Origin of the sequence: Sodalis ligni (assembly GCF_016865525.2) — a bacterium.
Classification (GTDB): Bacteria; Pseudomonadota; Gammaproteobacteria; order Enterobacterales; family Enterobacteriaceae; genus Acerihabitans; species Acerihabitans ligni.
The window spans coordinates 2,225,178-2,242,861 of sequence record NZ_CP075169.1; the positions used below are offsets into that span (position 1 = coordinate 2,225,178).

A 17,684-nucleotide genomic window follows, 5' to 3' on the forward strand; every position below is an offset into this window, starting at 1 on the left:
AGAACTATCATGTCCCTACTCTATAACATGCTCGACGGTTTCGTGGCGGCCTTATCCTTCACGAATCTGATGTGGATAGTGATCGGCGCATTATTGGGTACCCTGATCGGCATCCTGCCGGGTTTGGGCAATCCGGCGGCGACGCTGGCCATTCTGCTGCCCTTGACGTTGCGGCTGCCGCCCACCACCGGCCTTATCATGATGGCCGGTATATATCACGGTTCGAAATTTGCCGGCGCCACAACGGCGATTTTATTGAATATCCCCACCGAGACGTCGTCGGTGGTGCTTTGCTATGACGGGCACGAGCTTGCCAAGCAGGGACGGGCCGGCGCGGCGATGGGGATGTCCGCCATTTCCGGGTTCATTGCCAGCACCATCGGCGTGATCGGCTTGACCTTTGCCGCGCCGGTAGCCGCCCGGCTGGCGGTACAGTTCGGTCCGCCGGAATTCGCCATGCTGATGATTTTCGGCCTGCTGCTGGTTATCTCCCTGGCGGGCAAATCCCCGGTAAAGGGGCTTATTTCCATGTTCTGCGGACTGCTGGTGTCCACGGTGGGGGCGGATATATTCTCCGGCGCCCAGCGGTTCACCTTCGGCAGCGTGAATTTGTATGACGGCATCGAATTTTTAGTCGTGACGTTGGGTCTGTTCGCGGTGGGCGAGGTATTAATCAATACCGGCAAAACCATGGAAAAGGCCAATCCGATGGCGGCGCCCAAACACCTGCGGGAATATTTACCCACCTGGGCCGACATTAAACAGTCGCGCCTGGCCATCACCATCGGCACCCTGGTGGGGTTTTTCATCGGCTCGCTGCCCGGCGGCGGCTCCACCATCGCCTCGTTTGTGTCCTATGCCATGGTGAAAAGCACCTCTAAACATCCGGAAAAATTCGGCACCGGCGTGATTGAAGGCGTGGCGGGTCCCGAAGCGGCCAACAATTCCGAATGCGGCGGCAGCATGATCCCGCTGCTAAGCCTGGGTTTGCCGGGCAGCGCCAGCACCACTGTGATGCTGGCCGCCCTGTTGTTATACGGCATTCAGCCCGGACCGCTGCTGTTCACCAATCACCCGGAAATCGTTTGGCCGGTTATCGCCAGTCTCTATCTGGGCACTATCGCACTGTTGGTCCTTAACTTGCCGATGATTCCGGTCTGGGTGCAGATACTGCGTATTCCCTACTGGTTGCTCTATCCCATCATTCTGCTGCTGGCGGTGGGGGGGGCCTATAGCGTAAGGGGTTCCATCTTTGATGTGTGGCTCCTGATGGGCTTTAGCGCTTTCGGTTACCTGTTCAGGCGATTGGGAGTACCGGCGGCGCCCATGCTGATGGCGTTTGTCTTGGGCCCCGAAGCGGAGCTCGCTTTCCGTCAATCCCTGATGCTTTCCAATAACAAATTGTCGATTTTTGTCGAACGGCCGATATCCGCCGGCATTCTCGGCGCCATCGTCCTGGTGGTGCTGTTCTCTGTATACAGTCGGATGAAACAGCGGAGCAAGGTCTTGTCCCCGCGCTAGAGCAATGGGTCGTATTAACGGGCGTCCGCAGAGCCGCCTGAATAACAGGAGAATTAAAATGATGATATTACGTCGAGTTGCCTATCTTGCCGTTGCGGGTTTACTGATGACCACCCTGGCGGCGTGTAATGATGATAATGATGCGGCTAAACCCAGCAATGTGCAGTTTGTGGTAGATACCGGCCCCGGCGGCGGCAGTGATTTGTTCGCCCGTAATATAGTGAAGATAGCCCGTCAAAACAAAATTATGGATGACAATTGGCCGGTGCTGTCGCGGCCGCAGGGCGGCGGATTAGGGGCCATGAATTTCATGGGGGAAAAGAAAGGGCAGCCCAACTTCATTGCGGCCTTTACCTCAAAATGGATTTCCAGCGGTTATACCGAACCTAACGCTACCACCACCGTCAAGGATTTGACCGTTATCGCCCTGCTGGCGGATGAGCAGCAAATCGTGGCGGTGCCGGCCAATTCACCCTATCACACCTTCAAGGAATTCCTTGATGGGGCCAAACAAAACCCCGGCCAACTGGTACAGGTGGGGGGAGCCTACCAATCCGTGGACAACCTCGCCGCGCTGCAGATTGAGAAGAATACCGGCACCAGCTGGAAATATCTCTCCTTTGCCGACGGCGGTCCGCGTATCACCGCCTTGCTGCGGGGCGACGCGCAGATCATGATCGGCGCGCAAACCGATTTCTCCGAACAGGTGGCGGCGGGCCAGATGCGCCTGATCGGCGTATTGGGCGACGCGCGCAGCAAGCAGTATCCGGACGTGCCGACATTGGCCGAGCAGGGCATTCCCACCCAGGGCATTCCCGATCAATTGCAATTTCGCGGTATCGCGGGACCGGCAAACATGAAACCGGAAACCGTGGCCTATTACCGGGATATCTTCGCCAAACTGGTGAAGACCCCCGACTGGGATAAGTACATGCAAGAGGAAGGCGATAGGACGCTGTTTGTGACCGGCGATGATTTAAACAAGACGTTAGACCAATACAGCCAGGACATTCAACAATTGATCAAGCTGCTCAAGGGGAATAAATGATATGTCTGTTGATATGACTGAAGTATCGCGGCCAGTCACCAAAACGCGTCAACTGGGTATATTTGCGGCTTCGCTCAGCTTTTCCGCTCTGCCGCCGGAAGTCATTCATTATGCCAAACGCGCCTTTGTGGATTGGAGCGCCGCGGCAATTGCCGGCGCGGGAGAGCCGGGAGCGCGCAAGCTCCAGAAAGTCATCTCGGCCCTTGGGCAGGGCGGACCGGCGAATATTATTGGTACGTTATTGACCGCCAATGCGCCTTATGCCGCGCTGTGCAATGCCTATGCCTCTCATTTGCTGGACTATGACGATGTGTTCAATCCCATCGAAACCACCATTCACCTGAGCTCAGGCGTCTGGCCGGCGGTGGTGGCCATCGCGCAACTGCGCGGGCTGAGCGGCCAGGACATGATCACCGCCTATGTCGCCGGTTTTGAAACCGGCGCGCGGGTGGCGAAGGCGGCGGGACCGAGCCATTATCAAAGCGCCTGGCATGTAACCGGCACCATGGGCCACGTTGCGGCGGCGGCGGCGGCGGCCAACGCCCTTAAGCTCTCACCGGAAGCCGCCACCCATGCCCTGGGCTGCAGCGCCACCCAGGCCGCCGGCGTGCGCGAAATCTACGGCAGCGATTCCAAAGCGCTGCACCCGGCAAAAGCGGCGATGGACGGCGTCATGTCGGCGCTTTTGGCCGAAGCGGGATTCACCTCCACGGATACCGCTATCGAAGGCCAGCGCGGATTGCTGCAGGCGGTGAGCAAAGACCCCGACAACGAGATGCTGGTGGCGGGGCTTAACAGCCAGTGGCAGTTGCCGAATAACGGCCACAAGCTGTATCCCACGGCGTCGCTGACCCATGCGCCCATTGAGGCGGGAATTGCGGCGTCGAAAGATCTGGCGACCAAAGGGGACATTGTCGGCATTGAACTGCACCTGCATCCTTTCTCCTCCGCGGTGACGGCGCTGGTGCATCCGGCCACCGGGCCGGAAGCCCGTTTCAGCACCCCCCATTGCGTGGCGGTGGCCCTGGCGCATCATGGCCTGGGATTGGGAGATTTCGACGATGCCACGCTGCGGGATCCTTTTATCACCCATTTGCGTTCCCTGGTGCGTATCGTCTCAGAGCCCACCATGGATAAGCGCGGCTGCAAGCTGGTCATTCACTGGGCCGACGGCACGAGTTCCGATTATGAAGTGCAGCGTAACCGGGGAACGCCGGACGCACCGCTGCTTGATCAGGACTTGACGGACAAACTTGCCACGGCGGCGGGCAGCCTGATGGACCCGGCGAGTGCGCTGGCATTGGTTGAACAATGCTGGACCCTGGAAGGGGTAAAGGACATCAACCAGATTATGCAAAAAATGACCGGCAAGTTGAAATAAGGTTTTCGAAATAATATTTGCCGCATTCGCGGGATAAACGTCCAACCGGCATTGTTATGCCGGTATGGGTGCCAATGGCATAAGTGAAATATTAATCCGACACGTATTCGGCAGGGGTAGATGTATACATAAAACAGTTGAGGGCAATTATAATGATGAAGCGCAATATTCTTGCAATGTTCATTCCGGCTCTGTTAACCGCGGGTGCAGCTTATGGGGCGGAAATCTATAATAAAGACGGCAACAAATTGGATCTGTATGGCAAAATCGACGCCATGCACTACTTCTCCAGCGCCAGCGACGGCGGTTTTGCCGGCGATGGCGATCAAACCTATGTCCGCACCGGCTTCAAGGGCGAAACCAAGATTAACGACCAACTCACCGGCTACGGCCAGTGGATTTACGAGTTCGCCGGCAATGATACCGAAAGCGGCCCGGATCACGTTGACGGCGACCATACCCGCGTGGGCTTCGCCGGGTTGAAATTCGCCAATTACGGTTCTGTGGATTACGGCCGTAACTGGGGCGTGGTATACGACTCTCTTGGCTGGACCGATATGTTGCCGGAGTTCGGCGGCGATACCGCCTATACCGATAACTTCATGGCCGCCCGCTCCACCGGTCTGGCCACCTATCGCAACACCGATTTCTTCGGCTTGGTTAAAGGCGTTGACTTTGCGGTGCAATATCAAGGCAAAAATGACCGTTCCGACGACCCGAAACGCTCCAATGGCGATGGCTACGGCGGTTCAATCTCGTACGTTTCACCTATTGGCGTGGGTATCGTAGGGGCGTATGCGTCATCCGATCGCACCGATGCCCAGAATGCCAGTGATTACGGCCGGGGCGACCGGGCGGAGGTGTGGTCGACCTCGCTGAAATACGATGCCAACAACATCTATCTGGCGGCTACCTATGCTGAAACCCACAATGCAACCTGGTTGTCGAATAATCTGCAAACCAACGCCGCCGGCGATAACCTATCCGGTTTCGCCAACAAAACCCAGGATACCCTGATTGTGGCCCAGTACCAGTTCGATTGGGGTCTGCGTCCGTCCATTGCTTACGGCCAGTCCAAAGCGAAAGATGTGGAAGGCATCGGCGATGCCGACCTGTTCAAATATTATGAACTCGGCGCGACGTACTTCTTCAACAAAAACCTCTCCACCTATGTTGACTACATCATCAATGTGCTCAATAAAGACAACCCGCTGGGCTATTCCTCGGGCGACACCGTAGCTGTTGCCCTGGTGTATCAGTTCTGACATCTATTCTCTATAGTCGCTGTTGCAGCGACTATAGAGGCAGAGGCCAATGATGATTATGCTTTCGATGAGACGATATCGATGAAAATAGTGCCGAATTCATCCACTCTCACCCGACCGGAAGGGCCGACGACAATCGTACATTCCCGCTCCTCGATAATTGCCGGGCCGTCGAACGACAAGCCTGCCCCCAGCGCGTAGCGATCGTAGATGGGCGTCTGGATAAAGTCCTTCAGTTCCGGGAAATAGACCCGGCGCGCGCCTTTCTCTCTTTGCGTATTCCGGGGGGCATGCAGTTTGGGCAGGCGAATATCGGGATCATGGCCGCTCACCGTAGCGCGGCAAGTGATCAACTGCACCGCCAGGTGCCGGTGTTCATGGCCGAACTTTTCCCGATGGGTGGTATAAAACAGCTCGCAAATGCCACGGTAATCCCCAGCCTTTACCAATTCCTCCGGGATATCCAAGGTCATCTCATGGCCTTGGCCCTTGTGACGCAAATCCAGCTGATACTGGACTTTTATCTCCTCGGGTTGCGCACTCAGCTTGACCCCGGCCAGCAGCGCCGTGCCTTCCGTTACCATTTCCTCGAACAAGGCGGCGATATGCGGCCAGGTTTGCCCGTTTACCTCTACCACCAGCGAGCGCGCATAATCAAAGGAGATGCCGGAGGTCACCAGTCCCATGGCCGATGCTGCGCCCGCGCCGTTCGGCACGATAATGCCTTTCATGCCCGCCGAGCGCGCCAACTCGTAGGCGTGAGCCGGACCGGCGCCGCCGAAGGCAAACAGATAGAACTTTCTCGGGTCGTCCCCCCGTTCGGCAATGTGCACTTTCATCGCGGATATCATGCTTTGGTTAACAATTTCATAAATGCCGGCGGCGGCTTTCTCCACGGAGATAGCCAGGGGATCGGCGATATTTTCCTTTATGGCGCTCCTGGCGGCCTGCTCATCCAGCGTCATGGCGCCGCCGAGGAAATAGCCGGGATTAAGATAACCCAGCACCAGGTTACTGTCGGTCACCGTGGGCAACCGGCCGCCCTGCCCGTAACAGGCGGGCCCGGGCTGGGCGCTGGCGCTGCGCGGTCCCACTTTAAGCAGGCCCATTTTATCCATGGCGGCGATGCTGCCGCCGCCGGCGCCGATTTCAATCAGTTCGATAATCGGCATTTTCACCGGCAGGCCGCTGCCTTTCTTGAACCGGGCCACGCGGCCGAATTCGAAGGTGCCCGACTTGGCCGCTTCGTAGTCCTTGACCAATCCCACCTTGGCGGTGGTCCCGCCCATATCGAAGGTCACCAGGCTCGGGATGCCCATCTGCCTGGCGTAGAAAATCGCCGCCAGCACCCCGGCCGCCGGCCCGGATTCCAGCATGCGGATGGGGTATTCCTTGGCGACGTCCACGCCGGTCACCCCGCCGGCGGACAGCATCATATAGAGCTTGTTGCGATAACCGACGTCGGCCAGGGTCTGGGACACCAGGTCCAGATAGTTGGCGGTAATGGGTTTGGCATAGGCGTTGGCCGCGGTGGTGCTGGTGCGTTCGTATTCGCGGATTTCCGGCGCCACGGACGAAGACGTGCTGATGGCGATACCCGGCAGTTCCCGCGCCAGTATGGCGGCCGCCTGCCGTTCATGGGCGGGATTACGGTAGGCGTGCATAAAGGCAATGGCCACCGAACGGACCTCCAGGGCGGCCAACTGCCGGGCCAGGGCCACTACCTGCGCTTCATCCACCGGAGTGAGAACCTCTCCGTCGCTGGTGATGCGCTCGTCTATTTCGAAGCGCAGATTCCGCGGGATAAGCGGCGCGGGTTTAACCATAAACAGATCATACAGGTCATAGCGGACTTCGCTGCCCATCTCCAGGGTATCGCGAAAGCCTTTGGTGGCCACCAGGGCGGTTTTCAGGCCGCGCCGCTCAATCAGGGCGTTGGTGATAAGGGTCGTGGCGTGAATGGCCACTTCAACGGATGCGCCGTCGAGGCCGCTTTTCCTGAACAGCCAATCAAGACCCTTGTTGACGCCCCGCGCCGGGTCGTCCGGGGTGGTCAGGCACTTCTCCAGTAACATTTCTCCGGTGGTTTCGTTGGTCAGGACGAAATCGGTAAAGGTGCCGCCGATATCAAAACCGAGGCGATATTTGGCTGTCATCATGTTGTCCCATATTATCTAATACGAATGGTATACCCGTCATACTTCAAGTTGCAGTCGCTGTTCAAATCTGTTCCAGACAGATTTATCGCTGCGTCGCCGCCTTCCTGCAACTCGAATTATTTAGGGTATATCCTCATAACCATTAACGGAGACCGGATTATTTTCCGGCGTAACCATATATGTCGCCGGCGGCCCGACGGCTCACCAGACCCAGCTCGATGTCGGTTTCCACCAGGGCGCGGTCGCGCTCAAGAGGATTGCCGATGCCGCCGCCGCCGGGCAGGTGCAGGGTCAGCATCTGGCCGGGCTGCAGGGCGAAGGGGTCCGGCTCGATAGGCCGGCCGTCAAGGAGCACCGCGCCTAATCCCCCCGGATGTCCTTGCAGCAATCCGTCCGAGGGATAGCGGGTATGGTCGGGCCGCACGGCGACATGCACCGGCTTATCGGATTTGGTTTCGATGCGCATAATGGAGCCCAGGCCGCCGCGATATTTGCCGGGACCGCCGGAATCCGGATGGTAAGCGCGCTCGCGGATCAATACCGGGCCGTTGGCTTCGATGATTTCCATCGGCGTTACCATCGAGCAGCCGGGAAAGGCGATGGTGGAATGCCCGTCCATGCCAATGGACGCGCCTTCGCCGCCGTTGGGCAGCATATGCACCACGAACGGCGCCCCTTCATCGTCCTGGCACATAAAGCGGATAAACCAGAAAGAACCGCTGGTGGCCTGCACGGCGTTCGGGATGACCTTGGCCAGGGCGTTGTAAATGGCGGTATGGGTATGGAAACTGGTGCGCGACCGGGCCTGCACCGCGGCGGGACGCTGGGCATTAAGAATAGAGCCCGGCGGCGCATAGCTGGTGATGGGGACGAACAGGCCCTCGTTATTGGGCAATTCCGGACAGAGGCTGCATTTCAGCGCCAGCAGCGAGTGGGCATGGGTGGCATTCATCACCACGTTGACGGCGGTGTCCGGGTTCTGCGGACTGGTGCCGGTATAATCCAGATGCAGGGTATCGCCGGCGACGGTAATCTTGAGCACAATGTTCGTCGGGCTGGTGACCCCGTCGCACAGCGCCTTGCCGAGGTATTCGCCGTCGGGGATGGCGGCGATGGCATCGCGCATCGCGTTGGCGGAGCGGCGCAAAATGAAATCCGCCACCGCATCCATTTTCTCCCTGCCGTACTCCTCCAGCATGGCGTTATAGCGTTCGGCGCCGATGCGCGCCGCGCCGACAATGGCCCCGACGTCCCCCAGCACCAGCTTGGGATAGCGCACGTTCGCTTCAATGATGCGAATCAGCTGCACGTTGGGCGCGCCGGCTTCATAGAGTTTACTGGGGGGGATTTGCAGCCCCTCTTCATACAGATCCCGCGCTTTTAATTCGTCATGGCTGCCGCCGATATCGGAAATATGCGCGGCGGAAGCGATAAAGCCGACGATGCCGCCCCGATGGAAAATCGGCATGACAATATAAAAATCCGGCAGATGGCCATGGCAAAGCCAGGGATCGTTGGTGATGAGGATATCCCCTTCCTGCAAGGTCTCCGGCGGAAAGATGTCCAGCATCGAACGGGTGGCCGACGGCAACGAGCAGGTGAACGCGGGCACGCATATCTGGGATTGGGCGATGGAGCGCGCCTGACTGTCCAATAAAATCACCGCGTAATCACGGGATTCACTGACAATGGTGGAAAAGGCGGTCCGCAGCAAAATGGCGTCCACCTCGTCCATCATGGCAATCAGGCGGTCCCATTGGATTTGCAGGCCGAAGGCATCTTCTTCAGGCGCGGTGGAGACCACATCGATTTCAATATTCATTTTAGTTTGCGATCCTTATCATTCTCCAGGCAAAACGGTTGCCGCGGCGATGGCGAATTCGATTCCGCCCCCGTGATGCATGGTGGGAATGTCATAATGGGACAGGCATGTCTTTTGCCGCGGAACAGGCGGCCGGACACTGGGGAAACGCGCGTTACCAGACCTCTTTGAGTACCCGCAGCCAGTTGCCGGACATGATTTTTTCGATTTCCCCTTCATGGAAACCCTGTTTGCTCATGGCATCCCAAACCGCCGGGGTTTTCGCCATGGACTCGTATCCCTCCGTCACATGGGTGCCGAACCGATACCAGGGTCCCAGAGAGCCGGTAATATTGGGATACAGGCCGTTTTTACCCCAGCGGGCTTCCCACTCTTCCTCGGTTTCCCCATTGGCTTCCGGCAGATCGCTGGCGAACGCCACATGGACGATACCGCCTATCTTCACCATCTACGCGATGTGGGCCACCAGATCGTTCAGGGGAGGGCGCTTATCCCAACGGACAATGGGGGACCATGACACGGCGCCCACCAGGCCGCCGTTTTCGGCCACCGCCCGGATCAAGCTATCAGGTTTGTTGCGCGGGCTGGGACATAGGGCGTAAGCATTGCCGTGGCTTATCACCAGAGGGCGTTTTGCCGCCTTGACGAAATCGGCGCTGGTGCGGTGCCCGCAATGGGAAAGATCCACCAGCAGGCGTAGTTCTTCCATCTCCCCCAGCCAGTCATAGGCATCGTCCGTCATGCCTTGGTCGCTATCCCCCACAAAGGGCGCGCCGTAGCCGAACCGGTTTTTTTCGTTGTAGGTGGGCTGGATGATCCGCATGCCCAACTGTTTGAACGAGGCCAGGATGCGCACGTCCGGCTCGGCCATCAGCGTATTCTGCGCGCCGATTATCACGCCCACCCGATGCTCGTCGTGGGCCTGTTGTATCTCGGCGACGCTGGTCACCACCGTGGCGACATCGGGCATGGCCTCGATAATGCCGCGGGCTTCCTCCAGCTGGACCAGCGCATCGGCAAGCGTTGCATCGGGATGGATGGCGGTCAGGTTGATGGCGGATACGCCCCCCTCGCGGGTACGAATAAGCTGTTCGCGGGTCAGGCCGGCGCAATTCAGGCCGTCGATAACCAGCGGGCGCGAGGATGTTGTGTGAGAAGACATGGATAACCTCTTTTATAGATTTACTACGTTAAGTCTTTCCCGGCGGCGGTCGGCATAAAGCCGCAGCCGTGCTTGCGCGATGGGAGAGAGCTTACTGGGGTCCTGGAACACCTCCTGCCATAGAGGCAATTCCAGGCGTCGATGGCAGGCGACGGCCGAGCCGTCTCCCGCCGGTTTCAATAGGGGCTCATCATGGCGGCACTTATCCACGGCGTAGGGACAGCGGGGATGGAAACGGCATCCCTCCGGCAGGTTGACCGTGGTGGAGACATCGCCGGACAGCGCCTGCCGAGCGGGACGATTGCCGGGATCAGGGCGGGGAATGGCCGAGATGAGCGCCCGGGAGTAGGGGTGGGCGGGGGCGTTGAAAAAGACCTCTTTCGGGGCGATTTCGATGATTTTGCCCAGGTACATCACCGCTACGCGATCGGAGATATGTTTCACCACCGACAGGTCGTGGGAAATAAAGAGGTAAGACAGGTTCAGGTCCCGCTGCAGATCCGACAGCAGATTGATTATCTGCGCCTGGATGGAAACGTCCAGGGCCGATACCGGTTCATCGCAGACAATCAGCGACGGCTTTAGCATCAGCGCCCGGGCGATGCCCACCCGCTGCCGCTGGCCGCCGGAAAACTCATGGGGATAACGGCGGGCATGGGTGGGGGAAAGCCCCACCTGTTGAAGCACGTCGGCGACGCGCCGCTGCCGTTCGGCTGCCCCGATGCGGTTGATGATAAGCGGCTCTTCGAGGATGTCATGGACTATCATGCGCGGGTTTAACGAGGCAAACGGATCTTGGAAGATTATCTGGAACTGTTTGCGAAAATCCCGCAGCGCGCCGCCGCGAAGTCCATTGAGCTCGGTATCCGCCAGCCGGATGGTTCCCGCGGTGGGGTCAAGCAGCTTCATCACCAGGCGTGCGGTGGTGGACTTGCCGCAGCCGCTTTCCCCCACCAGCGCCAGGGTTTCACCGTAGGCCATCTCGAACGAGACGCCGTCCACGGCCCTGACCACGGTATCCTCCTTGCCGAAACGGCCCTTCGCCAGGGTGAAATGCTTTTTGAGATTGTCGACCTGCAAAATGGCGCGGCTCATGGCTGTTCTCCTGCGAGGGGAATGTGAAAACAGGCCGTCAAATGATCATCCTGCCGGGATACCGGCAAGGGGCGGCGGTGGACGCAGTCCTGTTCCATAAAGACGCAGCGGGGGTGAAAACGGCAGCCGGCGGGCATTTGCGCCGCCGGGGGGACGGAACCCTCGATGGCCAGCAGCCGGGTCTCTTTCTCTTCCATGCGGGGAATACTGCCCAGCAGGCCCAGGGTATAGGGATGGCGGGGATCGTCGAACAGCGCCCGGCATGAGGCGTATTCAATCAGCTGGCCGGCATATATCACCGCAACGTTATCCGCCATCTGGGCCACCACGCCGAGATCGTGGGTGATAAGGATAATAGCCATATGGTTTTTTCGCTGCAGTTCACGCAGCAGCTGAAGAATCTCCGCCTGCACCGTGACATCCAGGGCGGTGGTGGGTTCATCGGCAATAAGAATATCCGGTTCACAGGCAATCACCATGGCAATGGCGATACGCTGGCGCATGCCGCCGGATAGCTGATGGGGATATTCGTTGAAACGCTGCCCCGCCCCCGGGATCCTCACCTGCTCCATGGCCGCGATGGCGCGTTCTTTCAGTGTGCGGTTCGAGGATACCCGGTCGTGAACCCGCATGGCCTCCACTATCTGGAACCCGACGCGCAGCAGAGGATTGAGGCTGGTCATCGGTTCCTGGAACACCATGCCTATCTTGCCGCCGCGAATGCCGCGCATCCGGGCGGGCCGAAGGGCCAGCAGGTTTGCGCCTTCATACTCGATCGTGCCCGTCGTCACCCCCGGCGGCGGCACCAATCCCATGATGGCCAGCGACAGCATCGACTTGCCGCAGCCGCTCTCCCCAACGATGCTTAAGGTTTCAGCCCGCCGGACCGAGAGGTTGATATCATCGAGAATAACCGCCGGGTTTTCCCGTCCGCCGAACGACACCCGCAGATTCTTGATGTCCAGTATGACCTCGTCGCCCGGTTGCCCCGGCGCGGGTAATGGGGTTAAAGCATGCATGGTTATCTCCTCCCTTCGCCGGACAAGCGCGGGTCGAGGGCATCGCGGATAAAATCCCCCAGGATATTGATGGCCAGGATCACGGCGGCAATGGCGATGCCGGGAAATACCGAAGCACCCCAGGAAACGCTGAGATAATTCTGGGCTTCGCTTACCATGCCACCCCAGGTGGGGGTGGGCGGCTGTACGCCCAGTCCCAGGAAACTCAGGGTGGCTTCGGTGAGAATCATGTCCGAAAGCTGAAAAGTGGCCATCACGATGCTGGCCGACAGGACGTTCGGCCCGATATGGCGAAAAATCACCCGCAGCGGACTGGCGCCGATGGACACCGCGGCGTCCACATACTCAAGGTTGCGTACCGACATCACCGATGACCGCACGATACGGGCAAATTGGGGCCAGCCCGAGATGCCCATGATAAGAATGAGGGCCGGCAGGGAGGCGCCGATGACGGCGACAATGGCAATCACCAGCAGGATGATGGGGAAGGCCAACTGCATATCGATAAGGCGCAATACCAGCGCGTCGGTAAAGCCGCCGTTGTAGCCGGCGATAAGCCCCACGAAAGTGCCGATAACGCAGGAAATCACCACCGCCGACACGCTGACGAATAACGTGGCTCTCGCACCATAGACAATGCGGCTGAAGACATCGCGCCCCAACTGATCGGTACCGAGCCACCAGGCCTCCTTGCCGCCCAGAAATACCGGCGGCAGCAGCCGGCGCAGCAGGCTTTGCTGGAAAGGGTCCTGCGGGGCGAAAAGCCCCGGCGCGATGGCCCATATCACGGCGATAAGGAGGATAATCACGCTGATGAGGTTAAGGGGCGAACAAAGCCGGGTGCCGGTAAACCTTGCCGGTTTCGGGGATGGCGCGATGGCGTTGACCATGGGTTCAGTGCTCATTTCAGGCGGATCCTCGGGTCAAGCAGGGCGGACAGCACATCGGCGGCAAAATTCGCCAGGATAAAAATCACCGCAAAGAAGAACACCACCACCTGCACCACCGGATAATCCCGCGCATAAATCGCCTGGATAGCCAGGCGGCCGATACCGGGCCAGGAGAACACGGTTTCGGTGATGATGACGCCCCCCATCAGGACGCCGAACTGCAGGGCGATAACCACCATCACCGGGATAAACGCATTGCGCACCACGTGGCGCGTGACCACCAGGAATTCGCTCAATCCCTTGGCGCGGGCGGTGCGGACAAAATCCTGGCGTAAAACATCCAGCGTGGTGGAGCGCATCACGCGCGCCATCAGGGCTATAAGCTTAGCGGACAGCGTAACCGCCGGCATGATCAAATGAAGGACCCCGCCCATGCCGCCGGTGGGCAGCCAATGCAGGGTGACGGAGAAGATAAGGATTGCCACCACATCAAGAAAAAAGGTCGGCACCGCCTGTGACAGCGCGGCAATGCCGCGGATAAGATAATCTATCCAGCTGTTGCGATAATAGGCAGAGCCGATCCCCGCCGGGATACCCACCGCCAGGGCAATGGCCAGGGTGGTAACCGCCAGCTCCAGGGTGGCCCCCAGCCGTTCGAACAGCAGGCTGACGGCCGGCTCGCCAAAGCGCAGCGAGTTGCCGAAATCGCCGTGGAACGCCTTGAAAACAAAGGTGATGAACTGCTCTAACAGCGAGCGGTCCAGGCCGTTTTTGATGCGAAACGCCTGTTTGGCCTGCTCCGTTGCGTCCACAGGCAGGAAGAGTGTCGTCGGATCGCCGCTTAACCGGGTAATAAAAAAGCAGGCTACAATTATGCCCAGCAATGAGGGTATAATATAAAGGATCCGACGCAGGATATAATTTGCCATGATTAACCTGCGTAAAGTCAGTGAGAAGACGCGGATGGTGCTCTTGCCCTCAACGGCAAGAGCACTTTTTTTAGCCTATGGACATGCCGGTGATGACCCAGCGCTGATCGCCCCGTGGCGTGAAGCCTTTGATCCTGCCGGCCACGCCATACAGGTCCGTGGCCTGGTACAGATAGAGTACCGACGCGTCGTCGAACATCACCTGCGAGGCCTGCTGATAGATTTCAGCCCTCTTGCCGCGATCGGTTTCATGGGCCCCCGCATTGATAAGCTTATCGAGCTGCGGATTATCCACGTAGGAATAACGCCAGTCCGAACGGTACTGCGCCATCTGCAGGTCGGGATCGTCGCCCGGCGCCAGTCCCACCAGGCCGATTGGCTCCAGCTCGCGGTTACTCAACTGACGCAGAAATTCTCCCGGTTCCAGTGAAATCATATTGGTCTTCACGCCGACATCGGCGAACATCCCGGCGATGGCTTCCGCCACTTCCTTGTCCTGGGCGTAACGCCCGGTGGGGAACTTGAAGTCAATTTGGAATCCGTTGGGATAACCGGCTTCGGCGAGCAGTTGCCTGGCCTTTTTCGGATCAAAGGGATAGTCGTCAAGATGGGGGTTGTAGCCCAATTCGTTGGCCCGCAGCAACTGACCGTGCAGCAAGCGCGCGTTGCCCTGGAACAGGCCGTCGATAATGCCCTTCTTATCCACGGCATAGTTGAGGGCCTGCCTAACCCGGCGATCCTGCACCGGACTTTTTTGATTGGGCAAACTGGACAGATCCAGGGTAAAAATGCGGTAGCTCGGCACTTCCTGTAGGCTCAAACCGTTTTGATTCTTGATCTGCGCGGCAGCCATAATGGGCACATTGGTGGCGATATCGCATTCGCCGTTCAGCAGACTGGATGCACGGGACATATCATCCGGCACGGTGCGCAGCACAACGCTGTTTATTCCTTTCGGCGCCTCGCCCCAATAGTGCGGGTTGGCGGCAAAGGTAATCCGGCTGTCGCGAACCCACTCTTTGAGCAGGAAAGGACCGGTGCCGATGGGTTTTGCGCCAAAACCATCCGCGCCCCCCACCTGCGCCCAGTATTTTGGCGGCAGGATAAAGACCTGGCTCAGCGCCAGCTCCAGGGCCGGGTAGGGGAATTTCATATGCAGGATAAGGGTCAGGTCGTCAACTTTTTCCACCTTGTCCATCAGTTGCGAATACTGGCCATAGGCGGGGGTGACAGTCACGTTCATAAAGGTTTGAAAAGAGAACATCACCGCATCCGCATCACATTTTTCCCCATTGGAAAACAAAATATTTTTACGCAGGGTGATTTTTACCTTCAGGGGATCCATCTGCTCATATTTTTCCGCCAGCACCGGCACGCAGCGGCTGGCGGTAGGTTCAATCCAAAACAGGGGTTCGACGACCAGATTCCCGGCATTGATCTGTTCCTGGGTAGTGGAGAAATTGGGCCACAGCGAAACCGGATCGAAACCCTGGGCGATGGCCAATACTCCCGGCTCGGCGGCAAACGCCAACTTCATGGATGCCAGCGGCGTTGTTAAAAACATCGACCCGGCCAATAACTTACTGAACGATCGTCTGGTCATTCCCATCGCTAATTCCCCCCTGGTGAGTGTGATTAAATAAATTAAATAAGATACGCAGAGTCCATGGAAATCGACGTTGCGCCAATGTCCGGGAACACCGTCTGTCTTGACCAGAACGGATCCCCCACCCGATTACCGATGGCGCACGCTTCTTGCCAAAGACTTCTTTGCATGCTTTTGATTAAATCCGCGTCCGCAGCGGCAACCGGGTACGAAATGGACATGGCGATCTTTTCGTTATGCCAGATGTCATGTATGGCGAGCCCCATCGCCGAGATACTCGGATTTAAACCGTTTACCAGGCTGACCAGCCCCTTTTCCCGGATGCTGCTGAGCACATTGAGAAACTTTTTTTGCTCGGCGCCTTTGGTCAAGGTTGATCCCAATTTAGTCAACACCTCTTCATCGGGTTCACAGGCAAACAAGGCCAATCCCAGCGCGGTGGGCATCGCGGCCATTTTGGCGCCCACTTCATGTACTAAACGCAGGGGATGGGATCCAATTTTGACTCTCAGCAAGACGATATCGATATCCGACAGCGCCGCCGCGTAACCGACGAAATGGTACTGTTCGGACAGCCTTTCGAGGGCGGCGTCGAGTTCATCAATCAATGAACTACCTTCCAGATAGAGCTCCGCCAGGGCGAGAACCCCGTGCCCCACGACATAGCCGTTTTCGTTGTGGCGGCGTTCCACGAAGCCGGCGTCACACAGGGTTTTCATCAGACGGGATACGGTGCTTTTCGGCACATCCAATTCACGGCAGACCTCACCGACCCGCAGTACCGGCCGTTCTTTATTAAACAGGGATAAAATTCGCAGGCCGGTATCGAGAGAACTCATAAGTGTTCCATATATAGCAACAGTGATGTTACATATGGTACACATGTACTTTTTTTGGTCAAGAATTCTTTCTTGACTTTTATTAATTATAAGAAAATGCGATAGATGCAGATTAATCTGCTAACAGAAGGTGCGCCTGGGTTTGAGGTCAATTTTTAACGCCCATGGCTCTGGCGGCGATATTTGTTTATATTATGACCCTCTGCCAATGGGCCGGACGGATTTTCCCCGCCATGACAATGCCGACATGCCCTAAGGAACCTGTTTATGACCAAAACGACTCAAGCGCGTTTATCGCATATTGCCCTCACCGGGCGCGTGCTGGGAACGTGGCTGTCCCTATCCCCTGATGGCGCGGAAAACCGTCCGCTGTTCGCCGCCATGGCGGCGCCGGGCTGGATCGATGAATGGCCTTATGGGGAGCATAGGGAACTGCAGGCTATTGCCGCCCTGGTGGCCGCGGGCCTGGCGCAAGGCGTGGGCGAATCCCCGGCCGAGGCCTACCAGCGCCTGTTTATCGGTCCTTATGCACTGCCGGCCCCCCCCTGGGGCTCGGTTTATCTGGATAAAGAAAATGTGCTGTTCGGTGAATCCACGCTCAACCTGCGGCGCTGGCTGCGGGAAAACGGCATAACCATGCAGCAATCCGGCAATGAGCCGGAAGACCATATCGGCATGTTGCTTTTATTAAGCGCCTGGCTGGCGGAACAGCATCAGGACGAATCGCTGGATATTTTGCTGGCGCAGCATCTTTTCCCCTGGTGCTTTCGTTTTCTTGAACTGCTGGAAATCCACGCCGGCCATTCGCTGTACCTGGGGGTGGCGAAGCTCGCGCGGTTAACCCTGGATGCCTGGAAAACTTCTTGTACGGCTGAGCCGCCAGCCCCGGATCTGTATTTTTAAACAGATAATCTAAGCCTCCCGGCTTGGCCCTACCGGCGTATTCTC

Annotated in this window: 13 protein-coding genes and 1 pseudogene; 5 read left to right on the forward strand and 9 right to left on the reverse strand. The window is 58.1% G+C overall.

Annotated elements, in window-relative coordinates:
• Positions 1-9 precede the first annotated feature (9 nt).
• From GTU79_RS10465 to GTU79_RS10480, 4 genes are all read left to right on the forward strand, one after another.
• Positions 10-1,521: a tripartite tricarboxylate transporter permease gene (locus GTU79_RS10465; RefSeq protein ID WP_214513896.1), complete on the forward strand. Its 1,512-nt coding sequence runs from the start codon at positions 10-12 to the stop codon at positions 1,519-1,521.
• A 58-nt stretch (positions 1,522-1,579) separates the two neighbouring features.
• A complete protein-coding gene (locus GTU79_RS10470; protein WP_165934135.1) occupies positions 1,580-2,569 on the forward strand; it encodes a Bug family tripartite tricarboxylate transporter substrate binding protein in 990 nt (329 codons plus the stop codon).
• Between the two features lies 1 nt (position 2,570).
• Positions 2,571-3,950, forward strand: coding sequence for an MmgE/PrpD family protein (locus GTU79_RS10475; RefSeq protein WP_214513897.1), 1,380 nt, complete (start codon positions 2,571-2,573; stop codon positions 3,948-3,950).
• Positions 3,951-4,102: 152 nt separating this feature from the next.
• Positions 4,103-5,215, forward strand: coding sequence for a porin (locus tag GTU79_RS10480; RefSeq protein ID WP_275956926.1), 1,113 nt, complete (start codon positions 4,103-4,105; stop codon positions 5,213-5,215).
• Positions 5,216-5,271: 56 nt separating this feature from the next.
• Here the strand turns inward: GTU79_RS10480 and GTU79_RS10485 are convergent, their stop codons facing one another.
• The 9 genes and pseudogenes from GTU79_RS10485 to GTU79_RS10530 form a co-directional block, all read right to left on the reverse strand.
• Positions 5,272-7,374: a hydantoinase/oxoprolinase family protein gene (locus GTU79_RS10485; protein ID WP_203521972.1), complete on the reverse strand. Its 2,103-nt coding sequence runs from the start codon at positions 7,372-7,374 to the stop codon at positions 5,272-5,274.
• A gap of 157 nt (positions 7,375-7,531) precedes the next feature.
• Positions 7,532-9,196: a hydantoinase B/oxoprolinase family protein gene (locus GTU79_RS10490; protein ID WP_203521971.1), complete on the reverse strand. Its 1,665-nt coding sequence runs from the start codon at positions 9,194-9,196 to the stop codon at positions 7,532-7,534.
• Positions 9,197-9,350: 154 nt separating this feature from the next.
• Positions 9,351-10,358: pseudogene (locus GTU79_RS10500) on the reverse strand (dipeptidase).
• Between the two features lie 12 nt (positions 10,359-10,370).
• Positions 10,371-11,453: an ABC transporter ATP-binding protein gene (locus GTU79_RS10505; RefSeq protein ID WP_203521969.1), complete on the reverse strand. Its 1,083-nt coding sequence runs from the start codon at positions 11,451-11,453 to the stop codon at positions 10,371-10,373.
• A complete protein-coding gene (locus GTU79_RS10510) occupies positions 11,450-12,472 on the reverse strand; it encodes an ABC transporter ATP-binding protein (protein ID WP_203521968.1) in 1,023 nt (340 codons plus the stop codon). Before GTU79_RS10510 ends, GTU79_RS10505 begins: the two co-directional genes overlap by 4 nt.
• 2 nt (positions 12,473-12,474) lie before the next feature.
• Positions 12,475-13,377 (reverse strand): ABC transporter permease, encoded by a 903-nt coding sequence (locus GTU79_RS10515; RefSeq protein WP_203521967.1) that lies wholly within the window; start codon positions 13,375-13,377, stop codon positions 12,475-12,477.
• Positions 13,374-14,291 (reverse strand): ABC transporter permease, encoded by a 918-nt coding sequence (locus GTU79_RS10520; protein ID WP_214513900.1) that lies wholly within the window; start codon positions 14,289-14,291, stop codon positions 13,374-13,376. Before GTU79_RS10520 ends, GTU79_RS10515 begins: the two co-directional genes overlap by 4 nt.
• 70 nt (positions 14,292-14,361) lie before the next feature.
• Positions 14,362-15,900 (reverse strand): ABC transporter substrate-binding protein, encoded by a 1,539-nt coding sequence (locus tag GTU79_RS10525; RefSeq protein WP_203521965.1) that lies wholly within the window; start codon positions 15,898-15,900, stop codon positions 14,362-14,364.
• Between the two features lie 35 nt (positions 15,901-15,935).
• A complete protein-coding gene (locus GTU79_RS10530) occupies positions 15,936-16,736 on the reverse strand; it encodes an IclR family transcriptional regulator (RefSeq protein WP_203521964.1) in 801 nt (266 codons plus the stop codon).
• A gap of 267 nt (positions 16,737-17,003) precedes the next feature.
• Here GTU79_RS10530 and dmsD point away from each other — a divergent pair, with 267 nt between their 5' ends.
• Positions 17,004-17,639: a Tat proofreading chaperone DmsD gene (gene dmsD / locus GTU79_RS10535; RefSeq protein ID WP_203521963.1), complete on the forward strand. Its 636-nt coding sequence runs from the start codon at positions 17,004-17,006 to the stop codon at positions 17,637-17,639.
• The last annotated feature ends 45 nt before the right edge of the window (positions 17,640-17,684 follow it).